Raw genomic sequence first — 17,540 nt, 5'->3', positions numbered from 1 at the left:
CCCGTGCGTCCTCGGCGGGCAGGGTCGCCGACAGCAGCGCCATGCCGTCCTCGGCCGGCTCGAGGGACACGTCCCGTTTCGCTTTCGCTTCGTCGCGGCGCCGGGCGGCGGCGTCGGGGTCGAGCCGGCTGATCATGCGGTGGATTTTGCGTCGCCACTGGGTGGGTGAGCTCAGCTGGCTGCCGGCGAGCATCTGTGCCTCCACTGTCGCGCGTTGCCCATCGGACAGGACACCGGTCAGCGCGTGCAGCGCGCGTAGCCGGGTCTGGTCCAGCTCGCCGGCCGTCAGTGCGTCGCGAGACCCGATCTGGCCGTGCCGTGACGGTCGTGACAGCCGCAGTGGTGTCCGCGGTTGACGAGTTCTGGGACAACGGCACAGCGCCGTCGTCGGGACCGTCGCCACGCATTTCGAACATGCGTTCATCCTAGCCAGGAAAGCGGAATGGCACAAACCGCCAGCCAGGCAGCATGGCCCAATCATTGGGCCTTCCGTCTCAGCCCTGGCGCACCCCGAAGATAAACACCGAGCGGCCTAGAAAGAAGGCTTACCAAGAAACTGTCTTCGATATTCTTCTATGCGCATGGAAACCGGCCGGCATGGTACCGGGCACTCGATGAAGACGGATACCTTCCACAAGCCGCCATGGCCCTGTACGGCACCACATCACCGCCCTGGCTCGGACCGGAAGCCATGGAACCCGCAACCGACATCGTGGCCGCGCCCACCGATGGTGGCTGCCCGGTCGGCTTCTGTGTCGGCACCAGACGAAGAGCGCCCATACGGGGCCAGGCCTGGCCCCGTGCGCAAGTCGGCCACCGCACCAGCGACAGCTCTCCGGGGCCGTGGCGTCGCCCCGGCCCGCCGGGGCCGTGGGCGCCGCCAGCCTCCGGACGGACGGTCCGCTCCGGTGCTACGGTGTGGACCGGCGGTCCGCTTGGTGCGAGGGTCCGAGGTGAGGCAGGAGGCGCAGGCTGGTGAAGGTCGGGCCGGAGCGCGCGGACGCTGCCCGCAACCGCGAGGCCATCCTGACGGCGGCGGCCGAGCTGTTCGACCGCGCGGACGTCGAGACGGTGTCGATGAACGAGATCGCCGAGGCCGCCGGGGTCGGGAAAGGCACCCTCTTCCGCCGGTTCAGCGACCGGGGCTCCCTGATTGAGGCCGTCCTGACCCGCCGTGCCGCCGCGTTGCTGCGCCAAGAGCAGGGGCCGCCGCCACTCGGGCCCGGCGGCGAGCCGGCCGAGGCGCTGCACGCCTACCTCGACGGCCTGCTCGACTTCGTCTGGGCCAACCGGTCCCTCATCCGGGCGCTCGAACAAAGCGGGCCGAACGTGTTCTACGCGAACCCCGCCAGCCGGCACTGGATCGCCGAGCTCACCCGGCGGCTCGCCGCCGCCCGCCCCGGCGAGGACGCCGACTACCTCGCCCACATCCTGTACACCGCGGTGCGCGCCGACGCTGTCGACTACCTGTACACCGCCCGCGGCATGTCGCTCGACCGGATCCGCGCCGGACTACACGCCCTCGCCACACCTGCCGCCACCGTCCCGCCCGTTGCGGCGACAGTCCCAGTCGCCGTCGCCGTTGCCGTCGCACCCGCCGTCACCACCGCCGTCGTTCCGCGCGGTGGCTGACCGCCTCGCCACCGGGCTCGCCGACCGGCGGCCCAGCCCAGCCGAAGGGAGGAGCTCCATGCTGAAGGTGATCATGCTGTTGAAACGGAAGCCCGGGCTTTCCCTGGCCGAGTTCATCGAGCACTACGAGAGCGTCCACGTCCCGCTCGTCGAGAAACTCGCCACCCGGGCCAAACACTACGAGCGGCACTTCCTCCACCCCGCGGGGAACGTCGTCCTTGGCGGGGAGCCCGTGGAACCGGAGTACGACGTCATCACGGAGATCTGGTACGACGACATGGCGGCGTTCACCGACGAGCAGCGCGACGCGCGGCAGCATGCCGGCCTGGTCGCCGCCGTCATCGCGGACGAGAAGGTCCTGTTCGACCGCGCCAAGACCCGCGTCGCGTTCGCCGAGGACCGGGTCTCGGACCTCACGATCGCCTGACGTCGCGGCAGTCGAGCCCGTCCCCGCCCACGGTCATTCATGACCGCCGCGGACGGTCGTCGTGGTCGTGGTCGTGGTCGCGGTCCGGCCGGATGTGCGGCTACGGCCGACACGTAGGTGGTGATCTACCAGCTGCGTGGCGGCGGCGAACGTCTGGTGGAGGCGGCGCCGGGCGGTGCCGGAATGCTGGACATGGTCTCGGCGGGCCGCGCCGTAGGACGGACATATGCCGGCGAGGGCAGAGCCGGCCGAGTAATCCGGGTACGCCGGATCCGTTGGAGATGAGCATCGACATGGTTGATCCAGAGGTGTCCCTTGAGGTGTCCTGCGGGCTGCCGCCGGGGCCGGACTTCGCCGACCTGGCCGTGCTGGCCGAACAGCTCGGCTACCGCAGAGTGTGGATCTACGACTCGGCGCCGCTGTGGGAGGACCCGTTCGTCCACCTCGCGCTCGCCGCGGCGCGGACCACCCGCATCGGCCTGGGCACCGCGGTCCTCGTCCCCGCCGAGCGGTCGGTGATGGCCATGGCCACCGCCGTCGCCGCGATCGCCCGCATCTCCGACGGGCGGTTCCGCGCCTGCTTCGGCACCGGCTTCACCTCCCGGATCGCCGCCGGCCAGCGCCCCATGAAGCTGGACGCCCTCGCCGACTACGTGACCGCCCTTCGCCAGCTGTTGGCCGGCAAGACCGCGGCCGCGGACGGCAAGCCGGTCCGCATGCTGCACGGGCCGGGCCTCACCGGCACCCGGCCGCTCGACGTACCGATCTGGCTCAGCGTCTTCGGCCCGAAGGGCGCCGCGCTCGCCACCGAGGTCGCCGACGGTGTCGTCGGCCCACCGCACCCCACCCTCCCCACCGCGACGATCATGTCGGGCACGGTGCTGGACCCAGGCGAGGACCCCGCCTCCGACCGGGTCCTGGAGGCGGTCGGACCGTGGCGCGTCCTCGACTGGCACAACGCCTACGCCCAGGGCGGCGCCGAGGCCGTCGACGCGCTACCCGGCGGCCGGGCCTGGCGCGAGGCCCTCGAGGCACTCGCCCCCGACGGCGAACGCCACCTGCTGACCTTCGAAGGGCACGTCACCCACCTGCCCGAGCGCGACCGTGCGCTGCTCGAACACATCGACACCCGCACCTTCGTCGGCGACCCAGAGCGCATCCGACGCGGGCTCGCGCGCCTCGCCGGCTTCGGCTTCCGCGAAATCGTCTACACGCCGACCGGCCCCGACATACCGCGCGAACTGACCACCTTCGCCGGCGCCGCCCACCACTCCTCATAGGCGGGGGTGGCAGCCGCGGGTCAGCGGGTCCCGAGGGCGAGGAGGCACAGGTCGTCCTCGCGGTCGGTGACGCCGGCGACCACGCGGTCGACGGAACCACCGACTCGAACCGGTCGTCCTCCATCCCACCCGCCCTTACCGGCGACGCCCGAGAAACTCCCGCCCATTGCCGCGGCCGGACTGCCCTCGCCTGACAGCCGTCCGGTTATCCCTCGTACCCGCCGCGCAACCGACCGAATCGGATCTGAGTACGGTTCAGTCGATCGGGCTCGCGGCGTGGCGACGGCGCCGGCCGGACTGGTCTGAAGTGGCGTCAGATCTCGGCGATGATCTGGTCGCGCTTGGCCGCGTACTCGGTATCGGTGATGACGCCCGCGGCGCGTAGCGCGTCGAGTTCGTCCATGCGCTCCACCGCGGACCGCTTGGGTTTGGTCAGCAGCGTCGACGCGGCATCGGCGGCGGTCGGCCGGGCCTGGGTCGCCGCGGCCTCGGGCTGCGTGGCCTGGGTCGCCGCGGCCTGGCGCACGACGGCGCGCAGCTGGTCGCGCAGGGCCGGGTTCGAGCGGGCGTCGACCATCCGGTCGAACGGGACGCCGTGGGCCTTGAGGATCCGGAGGATCTCCAGCAGCGGGCCGGCCTGCCCGGTCAGGTCGTAGGTCGTGTCGTCCTCGGCGAGGGTGAACCGCGCAGCTACCTGGCCGTTGACGAGCGCGCTACGGTCCCAGTCGATGGCGATGGCCTGGGTGGCCGGGTCGACGAGGACGACGACCTTGCGCGCGTTGAGGGTGGCCATGCGGGTCACCTTGGCGATCACCTGGTCCTGGGTGTCGAACGCGAAGCCCGGCCCCGCGACCCGCAAGCGGATCGCGACCGTCGGATGGTCGTTGATACTGATGCCAGTCTCGGCCATGCCGGTGATCTGGGCGAGCACCAGCACGCCGTCACGCTCGAGCGCGGCGGTCGACGCGGCGCCTCTGGCGTCCACCGGTACGCCGCCTCTGGTGTCCACCCGAGCCAGCAGCATGGCGGCTTGCATGCCCCCGCCGGCGCGGGTGATGAACACGGCGATCGCCAGGTCGACCACGGTGATCAGCAGGCCGACGACGAGCATCCACGAGAGCAGAGAACGAGTCTCCGAGTCGTTCAGGAAGTACACGAACAGGAAGATCGGCCCCACCAGGCCGCCCGACATCAGGACGATCAGCAGTGCCTTGATGTAGCGCCAGAGCATCGAACTGCCCCTGTCCCGAAAATCGATCGCCGGTCGGACCGCGGCCGGTCACCCGCCCCCTCCGAACCAGCCGGGTCCTGTGGGGCCCGATCCGGCGCGCACTGCTCGCGGCCCGGCCACCTGAAGGTCCTCGCCTGGTTCGGCCGAGCCGACGTCCGCGACGCACGAGATCCTCCGCCTCGCCGTTGCGCCCGGCAAGGACGAATGTGCGTCACATTCCAGATATGTCTGGTCGGGCAGGTACCGCCGAGCAGACCATCCTCTACCAGGACAGGTACCGGCGCGTGGCCGGCGCCTGGAGGTTCGTCTCGCGCAGGCACGAGCTGTGGTTCGGCGTCGAGCGGGGCGGGGCGCCCTGGCGCCCAGGCCCTGCCGGCCTGGGTCGGAGGTTCCACAGGCTGCTCACAGCAGGCGCACAGCGGGGCCAAAGATGTCCCCCTGATGCTGTGAAGCGCGCAACCATCCGATCGTCAGAGGAGAACGCACGTGGCGAAGCACCAGCGTCCCGGCAGGATCTCGTCCTATGAGGGACGTCCACTCGCCCGGCCGGCGGAGGACCTCGTCGATCAGGGACTCGCCTTCGACATCGGCACCGTGCTGAGCCGGCGGCGGATCCTGACCCTGGTGGGGCTGGGCGCGGCGACGGCGGGCCTGGCGGCGTGTGGGTCCGGCTCCGCCACGTCGGCGGGCGCGACATCCGGCTCCACGGCGTCCGCTTCGACCGCGTCCACGTCAACGAGCGGCGCGTCCGGGGAGATCCCGCAGGAGACGGCCGGTCCGTACCCCGGCGACGGTTCCAACGGTCCTGACGTGCTCGAGCAGAGCGGCGTCGTGCGCAGCGACATCCGGTCCAGCTTCGGGACGGCGACCGGCACCGCCGGCGGTGTTCCCATGACGTTGGAACTGGCAATCACCGATCTCGCCGGCGGTGGTGGCGCATTCACCGGCGTAGCCGTCTATGTGTGGCACTGCGACCGGGAAGGTCGTTACTCGATGTACTCGCAGGGTGTCACCGAGCAGAACTACCTGCGCGGCGTCCAGGTCGCCGACACGGCCGGCAAAGTGCGATTCACCAGCATCTTCCCGGCGTGCTACAGCGGACGATGGCCACACATCCACTTCGAGGTCTACCCCGACCAGGCCAGCATCACCGACGCCACCAAGGCCATCGCCACGTCCCAGGTCGCGCTGCCCAAGGACATCTGCGACAAGGTCTACGCGCAGTCGGGCTATGAAGCGTCCGTAGCGAACCTCTCCAAGGTCAGCCTCGCCAGCGACAACGTCTTCGGGGACGACGGCGCCGTCCGCCAGCTCCCCACCGTGACCGGAAGCGTCACCAGCGGCTACACGGTCTCCCTCGCCGTCGGCGTCGACACCACGACCACCGCGGGCAACGGCCAGACATCCGGCGTACCCGGCGGTCAGCCGGGCGGCCAGCCGCCGGGCGGCCAGTCAGGCTGACCCGCGCGGGCGAGTGTCCGGCGACCAGCGGCGGTCGCCTCGCGACGCCACGCGACACTGGCCCCTCACGTGGCGTCGACGGGCGTCTCCTCAGGTGGTCACTCGCTCGGTGCGCCGCGGTCGTGCCTGTCGGTGATGGTGGACGACTCGGGACGGTAGATGACCAACCCGCCCGTGCCCTCCCGTTTGGCCGCGTACATTGCCTCGTCGGCTTGGTGAAGGAGAAGGTCGGGAGTGGTCGGCTGGGCGGAGGAGTCGAGGATGACCAGGCCGACGCTGGCTCGTGGGAGGTACGGCTGACCCGCTAGCAGGCATGGCTCTCGGACGGCTTCCGCCAGTCGTTCACCCGTACTTCTGACGTCCGGTTCGTCGCCGTCCAGGATGACGCCGAACTCGTCGCCGCCGAGGCGAGCGACCGTGTCCGCCGCGCGGGTTCCCGCCCGCAGCCGATCCGCACTGATCTTGAGTAGCTCATCCCCGGCGGCGTGCCCGAAGGCGTCGTTGACCTGCTTGAACCTGTCAAGATCCAGGAAAATGACGGACACCGGCGCGATGGGGGATCTGGTGCCATTGACCTTATGGCCGAGTGCTCGCTGTAGCCGTCGCGCGAACAGGGCCCGGTTCGCCAACCCTGTCAGCGGATCGTGGTACGCCTGGTAACGGAGCCGTCTTTCGCGTTTCTGGATCTCGGCGAGGAGCTCGGTGTTCTCGGCTAGCGTGAGCATCTGCCGGACCAGTGCCACTAGCAGCAGCCCTACCGTACCGTAGGCCTCGAACCCGTCCAGCGGCCCGCCAGCGAGCAGTTTGACACCGACCAGTAGGCCCGCGATGGCGAGCGCCGCATACGGTAGTACGACATGGGCCCACATGGCCCGCGGGCCGGGCGGCGGTGTCAGCTCATGGTCTGGCGTTGCTTCCCGGACTGGTACCAGCGCCGAGAGAAACAGCAGCAGATCGGCGATGGTGAATCCTATGTAGGCCGCCGCCGGAGGGTTGTAGATTTCGCGGGCGGCGAGGTAGACGAAGACGTTGCCGCTGACGGCGAAGATCAGCAGTCCTGTGCCGAGCAGCGCCAGCGTCGTCGGAGAGTGGGGCCGGCGGAAGCATGCGACGAGCGCGACCGCCGTGGTCAGGATCAGACTTCCAGCCGGGGTGCCCGCGACCACCAGTAGCTGCGTGAGGTCGGGCGTCCCCGCCTTGACGATCGCGCCGATCACCGTGGCCCACTCGATCAGGGCGATCGAGCCGACGATCAGCACGCAGTCCAGCAAAGTTACGACGTACCAGCGATAGCCGCCACTCCGCGCCGACCGGGTGCTTTCGGCCTTGTTCTCCATGGGGTCCGTGGGCAGTGACAGCAGGCCCGCCAGCGCCACCGCATAGAGGACGAGAAAGACCGCCTGCGCCGGAGAATAACGGCCTATCGCGGAGCCGCCGGCCGCCATCGCCTGCGTCGTTCCGACGCTGATGCCAACCCCACCGGCCGCGGTGAGACCGATGAGAAGCCGCCAACGCCGCTCGGCGCCGCGGGTACGGCGGGCGGTCCAGAAGCACGCGGCGGCCGTGGCGATCAGGACGGCTCCCGACGTGGCGTTGATGGCGGCCCCTGCTGCCTGCCGGTCGAGGAGTACCGCGAAAGTCACGAGCAAACCGGTGATGGCCGCCGATGCCGCGACCGCATACCGAAGAACCCGCGGCGCGCGACCCTGACCGGCTGGACGCCGCGGACTTGGTGCGGCGCCGCGTGCTCCCGACATCTCTCCACCCTCGAAGTAGCATATCGCAGCCCTTTAATTGCAGGTCGTGGTCATCTGGGAGATATGCGCCGGTTGCGATATGTGAACACTCATTAGTGCTTCTGGGGACGGAGCCTCCGGAGGTGCGAAGGAGGAGCATTTTCGCACCTCCTTTGGCCCTCTAGGGCGTTGCTTCTCTGGGTGCGCTTGCCCGCCGGCGGGGTCGCCGGCGGCCAGGGTGGCGAGCGCGGCGGCGCGGGCGACGGTCTCGTTCGGCGGGATGGCGGTCCGGCCGGCGGGATGATCTTCGGCTGTTGAAGGACGTCGACGTCCCAGCGAGGGGCTGTCTGGCTGGCGGTGCGGGTGCCCTGACCGGGGTCGCCATGAGCACGGGCCTGCCTTCGCGACCGGTGCGCCAACGTTGGCCGGACGGCGACCTCGATCTCGATCACTGGGAAGGTGTGCCCTCCCCAGCCTGTCCACGGGTCTCAACCAGTGCTTGCGGCGAGGGCGGGGTGGTAGACGACGAGTCTGCCGGCTCGTTCCCGCTTGGCTGTGTACATGGCGAGGTCGGCTTGGTGGAGCAGGATGTCGGGGGTGGCGGGTCGGGTGGCGGCGCTGTCGAGGGTGACCATGCCCAGGCTGGCGCTAGGGGTGTAGCGCTGTCCGACCAGCAGGCAGGGCGCCTGGATGGCGAGGGCGAGCCGCTCGCCGACGTGGCGGGGGTCGTCGGGGCCGCCGCCGTCGAGGATGACGGCGAACTCGTCGCCGCCGAGGCGGGCGGCGGTGTCGACCGCGCGGGTCTCCGTCAGCAGCCGGTCGGCGATGATCTTGAGGAGCTCGTCGCCGGCGGCATGGCCGAACGTGTCGTTCACCCGCTTGAAGCCGTCGAGGTCCAGGAACAGGAGGGACACTCGTGTGTCGGGGGCGTAGTCGGCGGTGATCCTGGAGACGTCGCCATCGGGGACGCAGGCGAGGACCCGCTGTAGACGTCGGGTGAACAGCGCCCGGTTCGCCAGGCCGGTCAGGGGGTCGTGGAATGCCTGGTGGCGCAGTTGCTGCTGCTGTTCCCGGGTCTCGGTGAGCAGCCGGGTGTTCTCGGCGACGGTGACCATCTGTCGGATCAGGGCCACCACCACCAGCGCGATCATGCCGTAGGTCTCGAACAGGTCGAGCCGGACGCCGGCCACCCGCTTGTCGACGACCAGGAGGCCCGCGGCCACGAGCGCCGCGTAGGGCAGCACGGCGTGTGCCCACATCGCCCGCGGGCCGGGTGGAGCGGGGTCGTCCGGGTGCGTAGGGCGCGGAACGGGGGCGAGTGCGGCGATGAAGATCAGCAAATAGGCGAGGGCGAACCCGATCATGCCCCAGGGCGGCAGCTCTAGCCCATGCACCGCCGCTATGTAGGGCATGAGATTGGTGGTCACGGCGTAGGCCAGCAGGCCGGTGCCGAGCAGGGCCAGTACCGCCGGGGCGCGCGGCCGGCGGAAGGTGGCGATCAGCACAACCGCGGTGGCGAGGACCAGGCCGGCTACCTGGTGGATCATGGCGAGCTCGAACGTCTCGGTGTGGTGGCCTGCCTGGACGAGCGAGGCGAGCGTCATCCCCCACTGCAGCAGGATGATCGAGCCGACGATCAGCAGGCAGTCCAGCAGGGTGATCGTGTACCAGCGGTAGGCGCTGTGCCGCCGCCGGCCCGGACCGCCGCCGTGCTCACCGACCCGGTCGGTGGGCACGGACAGCAGACCGGCCAGAGCCAGGACGTAGAAGACGAGGAAGGCGGCGTACCCGGCGGAGATGCCGCCCTGGTGGGGCATGTGGCCGGCCAGGAGCGCCGGCGTCACCGACAGGCTCGCCAACATCGCGCCCGTGGAGGTGATGGCGATGAGCACCCGCCAGCGGCGCTCCGCGCCGTGTACCCGCCGGGCGGACCAGAAGCAGGCGATCGCGGCGGCGAGCTGGATGGTGGCGTTGACGAGGGTCGTGGCGGCGCGGGCGGGGTGCAGCTCCAGCAGCGCCGCGAGGGCGACATCGAGCCCGAGGAGCGCTACGGAGGCGATGAGGGCATACCGCAACAACCATGGCGCGCGGCCCAAACTGGCCGGACGCCACAGCCTGTCTGCGGCGTCGACGACGCCGCGGAGTCCGGACATCACTACATCCCAGTGGTAGCCTACCGCAATCAACTGAATTCATTCAGTGACGGCCTGGCGGGTCTGGCCGACCGGCCGCACCCGCCTCTGCCCACCGGGGCCGGACGCCCTCACGTGCGTCAAACCGTCGTAGCCGATCTTGTCTGACGCGTCGCCGTCGGCGGCCTTCGCCAGGTGCGGATGCGGACCTGCGGCCGCACGTCGACAGCGCCTTGGCTGCCCGTGCGGACGGTGGGGCTAGGCCCACCCACAGTGGCGGTTCAGGCCCCTCGTGTGCGGGCGGACCCGTTCCTAGCGTGAGTGTCGCTACCTGCCACGAACGGCCACTCACCTGGAGCGACCTTATGACAGCCCCGCCAGTCGCCTTCGCGCTGGAGGCACAGGGCCTGACCCGGATCTTCGGCGCGGGCGCGGGAACCGTGCACGCCCTCGACGGCGTCGACCTCGCCTTCCCCCGCGGCACCTTCACGGCCGTGATGGGCCCCTCCGGCTCCGGCAAGTCCACCTTCCTGTCCTGCGCCGCCGGGATCGACCAGCCGACCGGCGGCCGGGTGCTGGTGGCCGGCACGGACGTCACCGACTGGGACGAGGACCGCCGCTCCCGGCTACGCAGGGAGCGCATCGGCTTCGTCTTCCAGGACTTCCAGCTGATGCCCTACCTGACCGCCGAGCAGAACGTCGGCCTGCCGCCGCGGCTCGCCGGGCGGCGGCCCGACCGGGCCCGGGTGCGCGGCCTGCTCGACCTGGTCGGGCTCGCGGACCGCGCCCATCACCTGCCCGGAAGGCTGTCCGGCGGCCAGCGGCAGCGGGTCGCGATCGCCCGCGCGCTGGTCACCGACCCGGCGGTCGTCCTCGCCGACGAGCCGACCGGCGCGCTCGACTCGGCCACCGCCCGGGACGTGCTCGCGCTGCTGCGCTCGTGCGTCGACGAGCTCGGCCAGACCGTCGTCATGGTCACCCACGACCCGGTGGCCGCGGCCCACGCCGACGCGGTCGTGTTCCTCGTCGACGGCCGCGCCGCCGGGCGGATCGAGGCACCCACCCCGGATGTCGTCGCCGCCAGGGCCGCCCACCTCGACGAGTTGGCGGTGCCGCGATGAGCGGACGGAGGGGCCAAAGGGTGTGCGAAAATGATCTTATTTCGCGCGCCCAGCCGGGGTTCCTGCCGGATCGCGAAGCGATCTGGCAGGTCCGGTTGTCCCTGGGATCGATGACAGGCCTCGCGCTCCGGTCGCTGCGACACCGGATGACCGCGCAGGTCGCCACGTTCCTCGCGGTCCTGCTCGGCACCACCCTGATCGGCTCGTTCGCCACGCTGGTCGAGACCGCGCTCGCCCTCGGCCCCGCCGCCCCGGACCGGGACGCCGACCGGGAGACCCTGATCATCATGGGGGCCGTCGTCGGCGGCTGGGGCACCCTGATCGTGCTCTTCTCGGTCGCCTCGACGGTCGGTCTCACCGCGGCGCGCCGAACCGGCGAGATCGGGTTGCTGCGCACCCTCGGCGCGACCCCGCGCCAGGCCCGCCGGCTGATCCGCCGGGAGGCGCTGGCCGTCGCGGTCTGCGGCGCGCTCGCCGGCGCCGTGCTCGCCGCCGCCACCGGCTGGCTGCTGCTGGACCTGCTGCGCGGCCACCTCGTCTCCGCCTCCGTGGGGTACGCGGCCGGGCCCGCGTCCCTCGGCGCCGCCGCGGGTCTGGTCGTGCTCACCAGCGTGGCGGCAGCGGCCGTCGCGGCCCGGCGGTCGACCCGCGCGCCCGCCGGCGTGACGCTGCGCGACAGCGACGCGGAGACGGGCCGGATGCGCTGGTACCGGGTGGTGGCGGCGCTGCTGCTGATCGCCTACGGCATCGGCGGGGGCATCGTGACGATCAGCGTGACGGCGAACTCCGACGACCCGTACGCGGCGATGCAGACGAGTGGGAGCTGCTCCATCCTGGTCGGCCTCGGCCTGGCGCTGCTCGCGCCGCTGCTGCTGCGCTGGCTGTCGGCCCCGCTCGCGGGGCTGGTCACGGGCCTCGGCGGCCGGGGCGCCGGCTACCTCGCGGCGTACAACGCCCGGCGGCGGGCGCACCGGCTCGCGGCCGTGCTCGCCCCGGTGATCGTGCTGACGTCGGCGGCGATCGGGACGCTCATGCTGGTCAGCATCGACACCCGCACCCTGCCGGGCGGAACCGAGGACTCCGACACCATCAACCTGTTGAACAACGTCGTCGTGGGCATGGTCTCCCTGTTCGCGGCCATCATGGTCGTGAACGCGTTCGCCGCGGGCGTCGCCGACCGCCGCGCCGAGCTGCGCCGCCTCTGGCTCATGGGCGCGACCCCGACACAGGTCAGGAGCTCCGTGGTCGCGGAGGGCGCCGTCGTCGCGGCCGTCGGCCTGGTGCTCGGTGCCCTGGCCTCCCTCGCGACCGTGATCCCCTTCTCGGTCGCCCGTGACGAGGGTGTCGTCCCGGACGGCCAGCTGTGGATCGCGCCGCTGGTCGCCACCGTCGTCGTCCTGCTCACCCTGACCGCCGCCCGCGTCGCCGCCGGCGCGACCATCCGGACCGCCCTCGGGGAGGTCAGACGTCCCGCCACATGACGACGTGCGGGCCGATCCGTGGCTCCTCCCACGGCTCACCCCGCGTGCGCAGCCCTCCCCGCTCGTAGAAGGGGACGGCGCGCACGCGGGCGTTGCACCACAGCAGCCCGCCGCCGTGGCCGCGGACGTGGTCGACCGCGGCCGCGAGCAGCCGGGACCCGATCCCGAGGCCGCGCATCGCCTCGTCGGTCGCCATGCCCCGCAGCCGCCAACCGGCCGCCCCCCACGGCGCCTCCTCCCGCATCACCGACACGGTCCCGACGACGGTCCCGTCCGCCAGCACTGCGACCACATGGGCGCTGTCCGGCTCGTCGTCACCCGGGAACACCACGTCATGAACCGCCTGGTGCGGCCGCAGCACCCGCTGCCGCAACGGCAGCGTCACCTCGGCCTCGACCCGCTCGAGACGGACCCCCGCCGGCTCGTCAGCGCTCACCGACCTGTCACCTGTGCCTGAGCCCATGCCAGCGTTCCTGACGGGTGGCGAGGGCGAGGAACCGGTGTGCTGGGTCGTCGTAGCTGTCCAGGCGCCAGCCGGTGGCGGCGAGCAGCGGCTCGAGGCGGCTGGCGGCCAGCGGCTCGTCCGGGCGCAGCGCTCGGCCGTGGCGGGCCGCCAGTGCGGTGCGGCCGGAGGGGTGGAAGATCGCCAGCGTTCCGCCGGGGCGGCTGACCCGAGCGAGCTCGGCGAGCCCCGCGGACATGTCCGGCAGATGGTGCACGAGGCCGGCGGCGAAGACCGCGTCGACGGCGCCGGCCGCGATGGGCAGCCGGCGGGCGTCGGCGAGGACCAGCGCCGCGTGGGTGGCGCGACCACGCTGGCGGGTGGTGACGAGCATCTGCGAGGTCACGTCCAGGCCGATCACTGTGCCGGCCGGCCCGACCGCGTCACGCAGCGCGGGCAGGGCCCGCCCGGTCCCGCAGCCCGCGTCGAGCACCACCGCGCCGGCGCGCAGCCCGATCTCGCGGACGGCGGCGGCGTAGGCCGGCAGGTCGTCGCCGAACTTCGTGTCCCAGGTGGCCGCGCGCACGGCGAAAAACGCCTGGCTCTCGCTGACATGCCAGCTCCCGTCGCCGGCCAGCCGGGACGCGACGTGCCTGATCACCGGCCACGCCGGGTCGTCCACGTCGACGACGACGTCCGGGCCGCGCTCGTCGTCGCGGTCGTCGCGGTCGTCGCGGTCGTCGCGGTCGTCGCGGCCCGCTGAGCGGGTTCGCAACCAGACGACGACATCCCACTCGCCGCCTGGCGGCGCGGCGCGCCAGCGAGGGCCGTCCGTCAGCACCGCCAGGTCGGCGGCACCCTCGTCGAGCGTCGCGTCGCCGTCCGCCTCCGACGCGCCCGCGTCCGTCGCCGACGCGTCCGCCAGCCGGCGGCAGGGATGCCCGTCCGCGCGCAGGTGGGCCGCCAGCCGGTCCGCGAACACGGCGGGCAGGCCTTCGCCGTCGGCTCCGTGGACGAGGACCCGAACGGCGCCCGGCGGGACCATCCCGGCGACCGTGCCGACGACCGTCTTCCAGCGGCCGACCTGCTCGCTCGTCATCTCCGACTCCACGGCCGCCGCCGCTCCACCGTCCGCCACGGGCACCATGATGGCCACCCGACCAGACCGGGTGGCCATCGGACCGGACAACCGGGCCGCGCCTCGTTCGGTTAGTCGTTGCGCGCGGTCTCCGGGCCGGTGATCCGCCGCAGCAGCGGCAGTGTCGACGCGATGACCGTCAGCGAGAGTGCCAGCCCACCGGCGACGACCGTGTAGTACGCGGGGCCGGGTGCGACCGGCGTGTAGTCGAGCTGCGCGCGCAGGAACAGCTGCGCGGCGACGAACCCCATGCCGATCGCCACGGCGGCGGTGACCAGCAGTGGTACCACGCTCTCGATCGCGACCACCCGGCGCAGCGTCGCGAGCTGTACCCCGGTCAGCCGCAGCAGGCTGAACGGCCGTCTCCGGTCGCTGAGCCCGCCGGCCACGCTGACCGCCAGGCTGCAGCCCGCGATCGGCAGGCTGCACAGGATGACCACGTTGGCCAGCTGCTGGAACCTGACCAGCAGCCGGGCGTTGTCGGCCTCCCACTCACCCTCGCTCGCCGGCAGCTGCCCCTGGGGGAACGCGTTCTCCAGCATGGTCCTGGCGCGCTCGAAGGCCGCCCGGTCGGTGGTGTCGACCACCACGGACATGACGGGCATCCGCGCGACCTCGGCGGGCACGACATCGGCCGCCTCGATCTCTGTGCCGGCCACGCCGACGAGGCCGGGCGCGACGGTGGCGACCTGTGCGCCGGCCGGGCAGTGGCCATACACGGCCAGGCGGTCCAGCTCGGCGCACGTAATCACTGGGCGTCCCTTGAGCGGGTCGGTGTCGCGGTGGACCACCGTGACAGCGCGGACGCCGGGGATCGCCCCGAGCCCTGCCGGGATCTGGCCCGCCGTCGGCACCGGGCCGTCCTCGGGCCAGAAGATCTTGTGCAGGGTCGTCGCCGCCACGGAGTCGGTGCGGGGCGCGCCCCGGTTGGCGACGAACGTCGTGATGGCCCCGGTCGCCACGCTGGTCACGAACAGGGCCACGATCAGCCCGCTGACCGACCGGAAGCCGGCCCGCGGGTCGTCGGCGAGGCGCCGCCCGGCGATGAGGGCGGCCGGTCGGCTCGCCCGCCCGGCCAGCACGCGGGCGGCCAGCATGGTGAGCCATGGCCCGGCCAGCACCAGCCCGCTCAGGATCAGCACGAAGCCGGTGAAGTACGCGGCGAGCTGGCCGCTGGTCGTGTCGGGCCGGCGGCCGATGAAGTAGGCCAGCTCCGCGAGCCCGGTGGCGAGCGGGAGCACCCGCCAGGCCCGCGGCGGGCGGGGCGTGACCCGCCGGCTCACGCCCAGCGGCGAGATCCGCACCCGGCGCAGCGCCAGCCCGGCCGCCACGACGGCGCCGGCCGGGACGCCGAGCGCGACCACCAGCACGTCCAGCGCCGTGAGCGACAGGTCGGCGCGGAAGAACCGCTCGCCGGTGAACGCTATCCCGGCCAGTCCCGGCCGGGCCGCGAAGAACAGGGCGAACCCGACTGCGGTGCCGGCCGCGGCCGCGAGCGTCGACTCCACCGCGGACAGCAGCGAGATCTGCCGCGGCGTGGCGCCGACCAGCCGCATCGCCGCGAACCGCTGCTCGCGGCGGGTGGCGGCCAGCCGGGTCGCGGTGCCGATGAAGATGAGGACAGGGAAGAGCAGCGACGCGGCCACGACGGAGAGGGTGACCGCCATGGCGTTGGCGTTGAACCCCACGTAGCAGTCGTGGCAGGCGCTCGGCGTGGTGGTCATGATCTGCGTGACCCGCGTGGCGCCCAGCCTCTCCAGGTCGGCGGGGGCGCGGCCGAGGACGATGAGCAGCGAGTCGGGCGAGGGCAGTGCCGAGCCGCTGATGGTGCCGATCTCGTGGCCGGGGAAGCGGTCGCCGAGCTGCGCGGCGGGTGTGGTGCGCAGCAGCTCGCCGAGCGCGGGGGAGACGTAGTACTCGCCGGGACCGGGCAGGCGCGGGATGCCCGGCGGTACCGGCGCGTCCGCCCCCAGCGCGGCGACCTCGACCCGGCCGATCGACCGGCCGTGGTAGTAGTCGCCGCGGACCAGCCACAGCATCGCGTCCTGGCCCGGGGCGGCCGGGGCGACGGCGGTGTTGAGCCAGGCGTACCGCTGGTTCTGCGCGCCCACCGCGTTCACGCCCGCCACGGGGGCGAGCAGCAGCGCGACGCCGAGCGCCACCGCGCCGGCGATGATGACGAGCCGGGTGACGGCCTCCCGCCCGCCGGCCAGGGACAGCCGCACCGCGAACCGGATCATGAGTGCACCAGCGCGTTCACCTTGCCGTCGCGCACGATGACCTGCCGGTCGGCGTACGCCGCGACGCGGGCCTCGTGGGTGACGAGGACGACGGTCGTGCGCTGCTCCTGGGCGGAGTCGACGAGGAGGTTCATCACCTGCTCGCCGGTGATGGAGTCGAGCGCTCCGGTCGGCTCGTCGGCGAACAGGACGCTCGGCCGGGCGACGAGGCCGCGGGCGAGCGCCACCCGCTGCGCCTGGCCGCCGGACAGCTCACCCGACCGGCGCCGTTCCAGCCCGGCAAGGCCCAGCCGCTCGAACCAGGGCAGGGCCGCGGACATGGCGGCCCCCCGTCGGACACCGCCGAGCAGCAGAGGCAGCGCGACGTTCTCCTGGGCGGTCAGCTCCGGCACGAGCTGCCCGAACTGGAAGACGAACCCGAACCGGTCCCGGCGAAGGACGCTGCGCTCGATCTCACCCAGCCGGTCGACGCGGCCGCCCTCGAAGTGGACCTCGCCGGCGCTCGGGAGGAGGATCCCGGCCAGGCAGTGCAGCAGCGTGGACTTGCCGGAGCCGCTCGGGCCCATGATGGCGACGATCTCGCCCTCGTCCACGGCGAGGCTCGCCCCGCGCAGCGCCGGGGTCTCGCCGAACGACAGGACGACGTCGCGCGCCTCGATCGCCGGCACGCCCCCACTGGCCGTCATGCCGTCACCACGGTACGCAGCGCGTCCAGCCGGACGACCGTCGTGTCGATCCAGTGCAGGTCGGCCTCCAGGTGGAACAGCCCGTGGTCGGCCAGCAGGGCGTCGACGAGGTTGCCGCCGCGCTTGACCGCGGTGAGCTCCTTCATCCGCCGCAGGTGCGCGGCGCGCTGCGTGTCGAGGTACTCCTCGGCGGGGCGGCCCAGCATCAGCGCCAGCACGACCTTGCTGAAAAGCACCGTCTGCAGGTTGGGCTCCGGCTCCACCGGTTCGGTCAGCCACGCGTCGACCTCGGTCACGCCGAGCTCGGTGATGACGTAGCGCTTCCGGTCCGGCCCGACGCCCGGTTCCACGTCGCCGATCATGATCTTGCCGTCCCGCGCGAGCCGGCCGAGCGTGGCGTAGACCTGCCCGAACGGCAGGGGCTTGCCGCGGTTGAAGAAGGTGTCGTAGTCGCGCTTGAGGTCGTAGCCGTGGCTGGGCTCGCGTTCGAGCAGGCCGAGGAGGGTCAGTGGAACGCTCATGCGAGCACCATA

General features: G+C 72.2%; 15 protein-coding genes. 6 read left to right on the top strand and 9 right to left on the bottom strand.

Going from position 1 to position 17,540, the window contains the following annotated elements; genetic code table 11:
- The coding region (locus tag QOZ89_RS38115) for a DUF222 domain-containing protein (RefSeq protein ID WP_312628874.1) at positions 1-403 on the bottom strand (403 nt) is incomplete at its 3' end.
- A gap of 572 nt (positions 404-975) precedes the next feature.
- Between QOZ89_RS38115 and QOZ89_RS38110 the strand changes: the two genes are divergently transcribed.
- The 3 genes from QOZ89_RS38110 (at position 976) to QOZ89_RS38100 (ending at position 3,339) form a co-directional block, all read left to right on the top strand.
- Positions 976-1,632 carry a TetR/AcrR family transcriptional regulator gene (locus QOZ89_RS38110; protein WP_312628872.1) on the top strand — a complete coding sequence of 219 codons (657 nt, stop codon included), beginning with the start codon at positions 976-978 and terminating at the stop codon, positions 1,630-1,632.
- Between the two features lie 58 nt (positions 1,633-1,690).
- Positions 1,691-2,059 carry an EthD domain-containing protein gene (locus QOZ89_RS38105; RefSeq protein ID WP_071050216.1) on the top strand — a complete coding sequence of 123 codons (369 nt, stop codon included), beginning with the start codon at positions 1,691-1,693 and terminating at the stop codon, positions 2,057-2,059.
- 293 nt (positions 2,060-2,352) lie between these two features.
- Entirely contained in the window at positions 2,353-3,339 is a 987-nt protein-coding gene (locus QOZ89_RS38100; protein WP_083419015.1) for an LLM class flavin-dependent oxidoreductase, read from the top strand.
- 313 nt (positions 3,340-3,652) lie between these two features.
- Here QOZ89_RS38100 and QOZ89_RS38095 read toward each other — a convergent pair whose 3' ends face one another.
- Positions 3,653-4,570 carry an SHOCT domain-containing protein gene (locus QOZ89_RS38095; RefSeq protein WP_312628870.1) on the bottom strand — a complete coding sequence of 306 codons (918 nt, stop codon included), beginning with the start codon at positions 4,568-4,570 and terminating at the stop codon, positions 3,653-3,655.
- A 486-nt stretch (positions 4,571-5,056) separates the two neighbouring features.
- Between QOZ89_RS38095 and QOZ89_RS38090 the strand changes: the two genes are divergently transcribed.
- Positions 5,057-6,031 carry an intradiol ring-cleavage dioxygenase gene (locus QOZ89_RS38090; protein ID WP_071050218.1) on the top strand — a complete coding sequence of 325 codons (975 nt, stop codon included), beginning with the start codon at positions 5,057-5,059 and terminating at the stop codon, positions 6,029-6,031.
- A gap of 98 nt (positions 6,032-6,129) precedes the next feature.
- Here QOZ89_RS38090 and QOZ89_RS38085 read toward each other — a convergent pair whose 3' ends face one another.
- On the bottom strand, positions 6,130-7,674 hold the full coding sequence (locus QOZ89_RS38085) for a diguanylate cyclase domain-containing protein (RefSeq protein WP_312628865.1): 1,545 nt from the start codon (positions 7,672-7,674) through the stop codon (positions 6,130-6,132).
- A gap of 581 nt (positions 7,675-8,255) precedes the next feature.
- Positions 8,256-9,920 (bottom strand): diguanylate cyclase domain-containing protein, encoded by a 1,665-nt coding sequence (locus QOZ89_RS38080; protein ID WP_312628863.1) that lies wholly within the window; start codon positions 9,918-9,920, stop codon positions 8,256-8,258.
- A gap of 344 nt (positions 9,921-10,264) precedes the next feature.
- Between QOZ89_RS38080 and QOZ89_RS38075 the strand changes: the two genes are divergently transcribed.
- Complete coding sequence (locus QOZ89_RS38075) at positions 10,265-11,020, top strand: ABC transporter ATP-binding protein (protein WP_312628861.1); 756 nt, start codon at positions 10,265-10,267, stop codon at positions 11,018-11,020.
- 146 nt (positions 11,021-11,166) lie between these two features.
- Positions 11,167-12,501 (top strand): FtsX-like permease family protein, encoded by a 1,335-nt coding sequence (locus QOZ89_RS38070; RefSeq protein WP_312628859.1) that lies wholly within the window; start codon positions 11,167-11,169, stop codon positions 12,499-12,501.
- On the opposite strand, the gene QOZ89_RS38065 is transcribed toward QOZ89_RS38070, so the two are convergent.
- The 5 genes from QOZ89_RS38065 to QOZ89_RS38045 form a co-directional block, all read right to left on the bottom strand.
- Positions 12,482-12,937: a GNAT family N-acetyltransferase gene (locus tag QOZ89_RS38065; protein WP_071050222.1), complete on the bottom strand. Its 456-nt coding sequence runs from the start codon at positions 12,935-12,937 to the stop codon at positions 12,482-12,484. The two genes, QOZ89_RS38070 and QOZ89_RS38065, sit on opposite strands and share 20 nt — an antisense overlap.
- 7 nt (positions 12,938-12,944) lie before the next feature.
- Positions 12,945-14,042: a class I SAM-dependent methyltransferase gene (locus QOZ89_RS38060; RefSeq protein ID WP_312628857.1), complete on the bottom strand. Its 1,098-nt coding sequence runs from the start codon at positions 14,040-14,042 to the stop codon at positions 12,945-12,947.
- A gap of 110 nt (positions 14,043-14,152) precedes the next feature.
- Complete coding sequence (locus QOZ89_RS38055; protein ID WP_312628855.1) at positions 14,153-16,321, bottom strand: ABC transporter permease; 2,169 nt, start codon at positions 16,319-16,321, stop codon at positions 14,153-14,155.
- Positions 16,318-17,007, bottom strand: a complete 690-nt coding sequence (locus QOZ89_RS38050; protein ID WP_312628852.1) for an ABC transporter ATP-binding protein — start codon at positions 17,005-17,007, stop codon at positions 16,318-16,320. The genes QOZ89_RS38055 and QOZ89_RS38050 overlap by 4 nt, the downstream gene beginning before the upstream one ends.
- Positions 17,004-17,528: a PadR family transcriptional regulator gene (locus QOZ89_RS38045; RefSeq protein ID WP_312628850.1), complete on the bottom strand. Its 525-nt coding sequence runs from the start codon at positions 17,526-17,528 to the stop codon at positions 17,004-17,006. Before QOZ89_RS38045 ends, QOZ89_RS38050 begins: the two co-directional genes overlap by 4 nt.
- Positions 17,529-17,540 lie beyond the last annotated feature (12 nt).

This window comes from Pseudofrankia coriaricola (assembly GCF_032027725.1).
In the GTDB taxonomy this organism is placed as follows: domain Bacteria; phylum Actinomycetota; class Actinomycetes; order Frankiales; family Frankiaceae; genus Pseudofrankia.
Note: the sequence above shows the minus strand (reverse complement) of the source record. Positions and strands in the feature narration are given on the sequence as shown.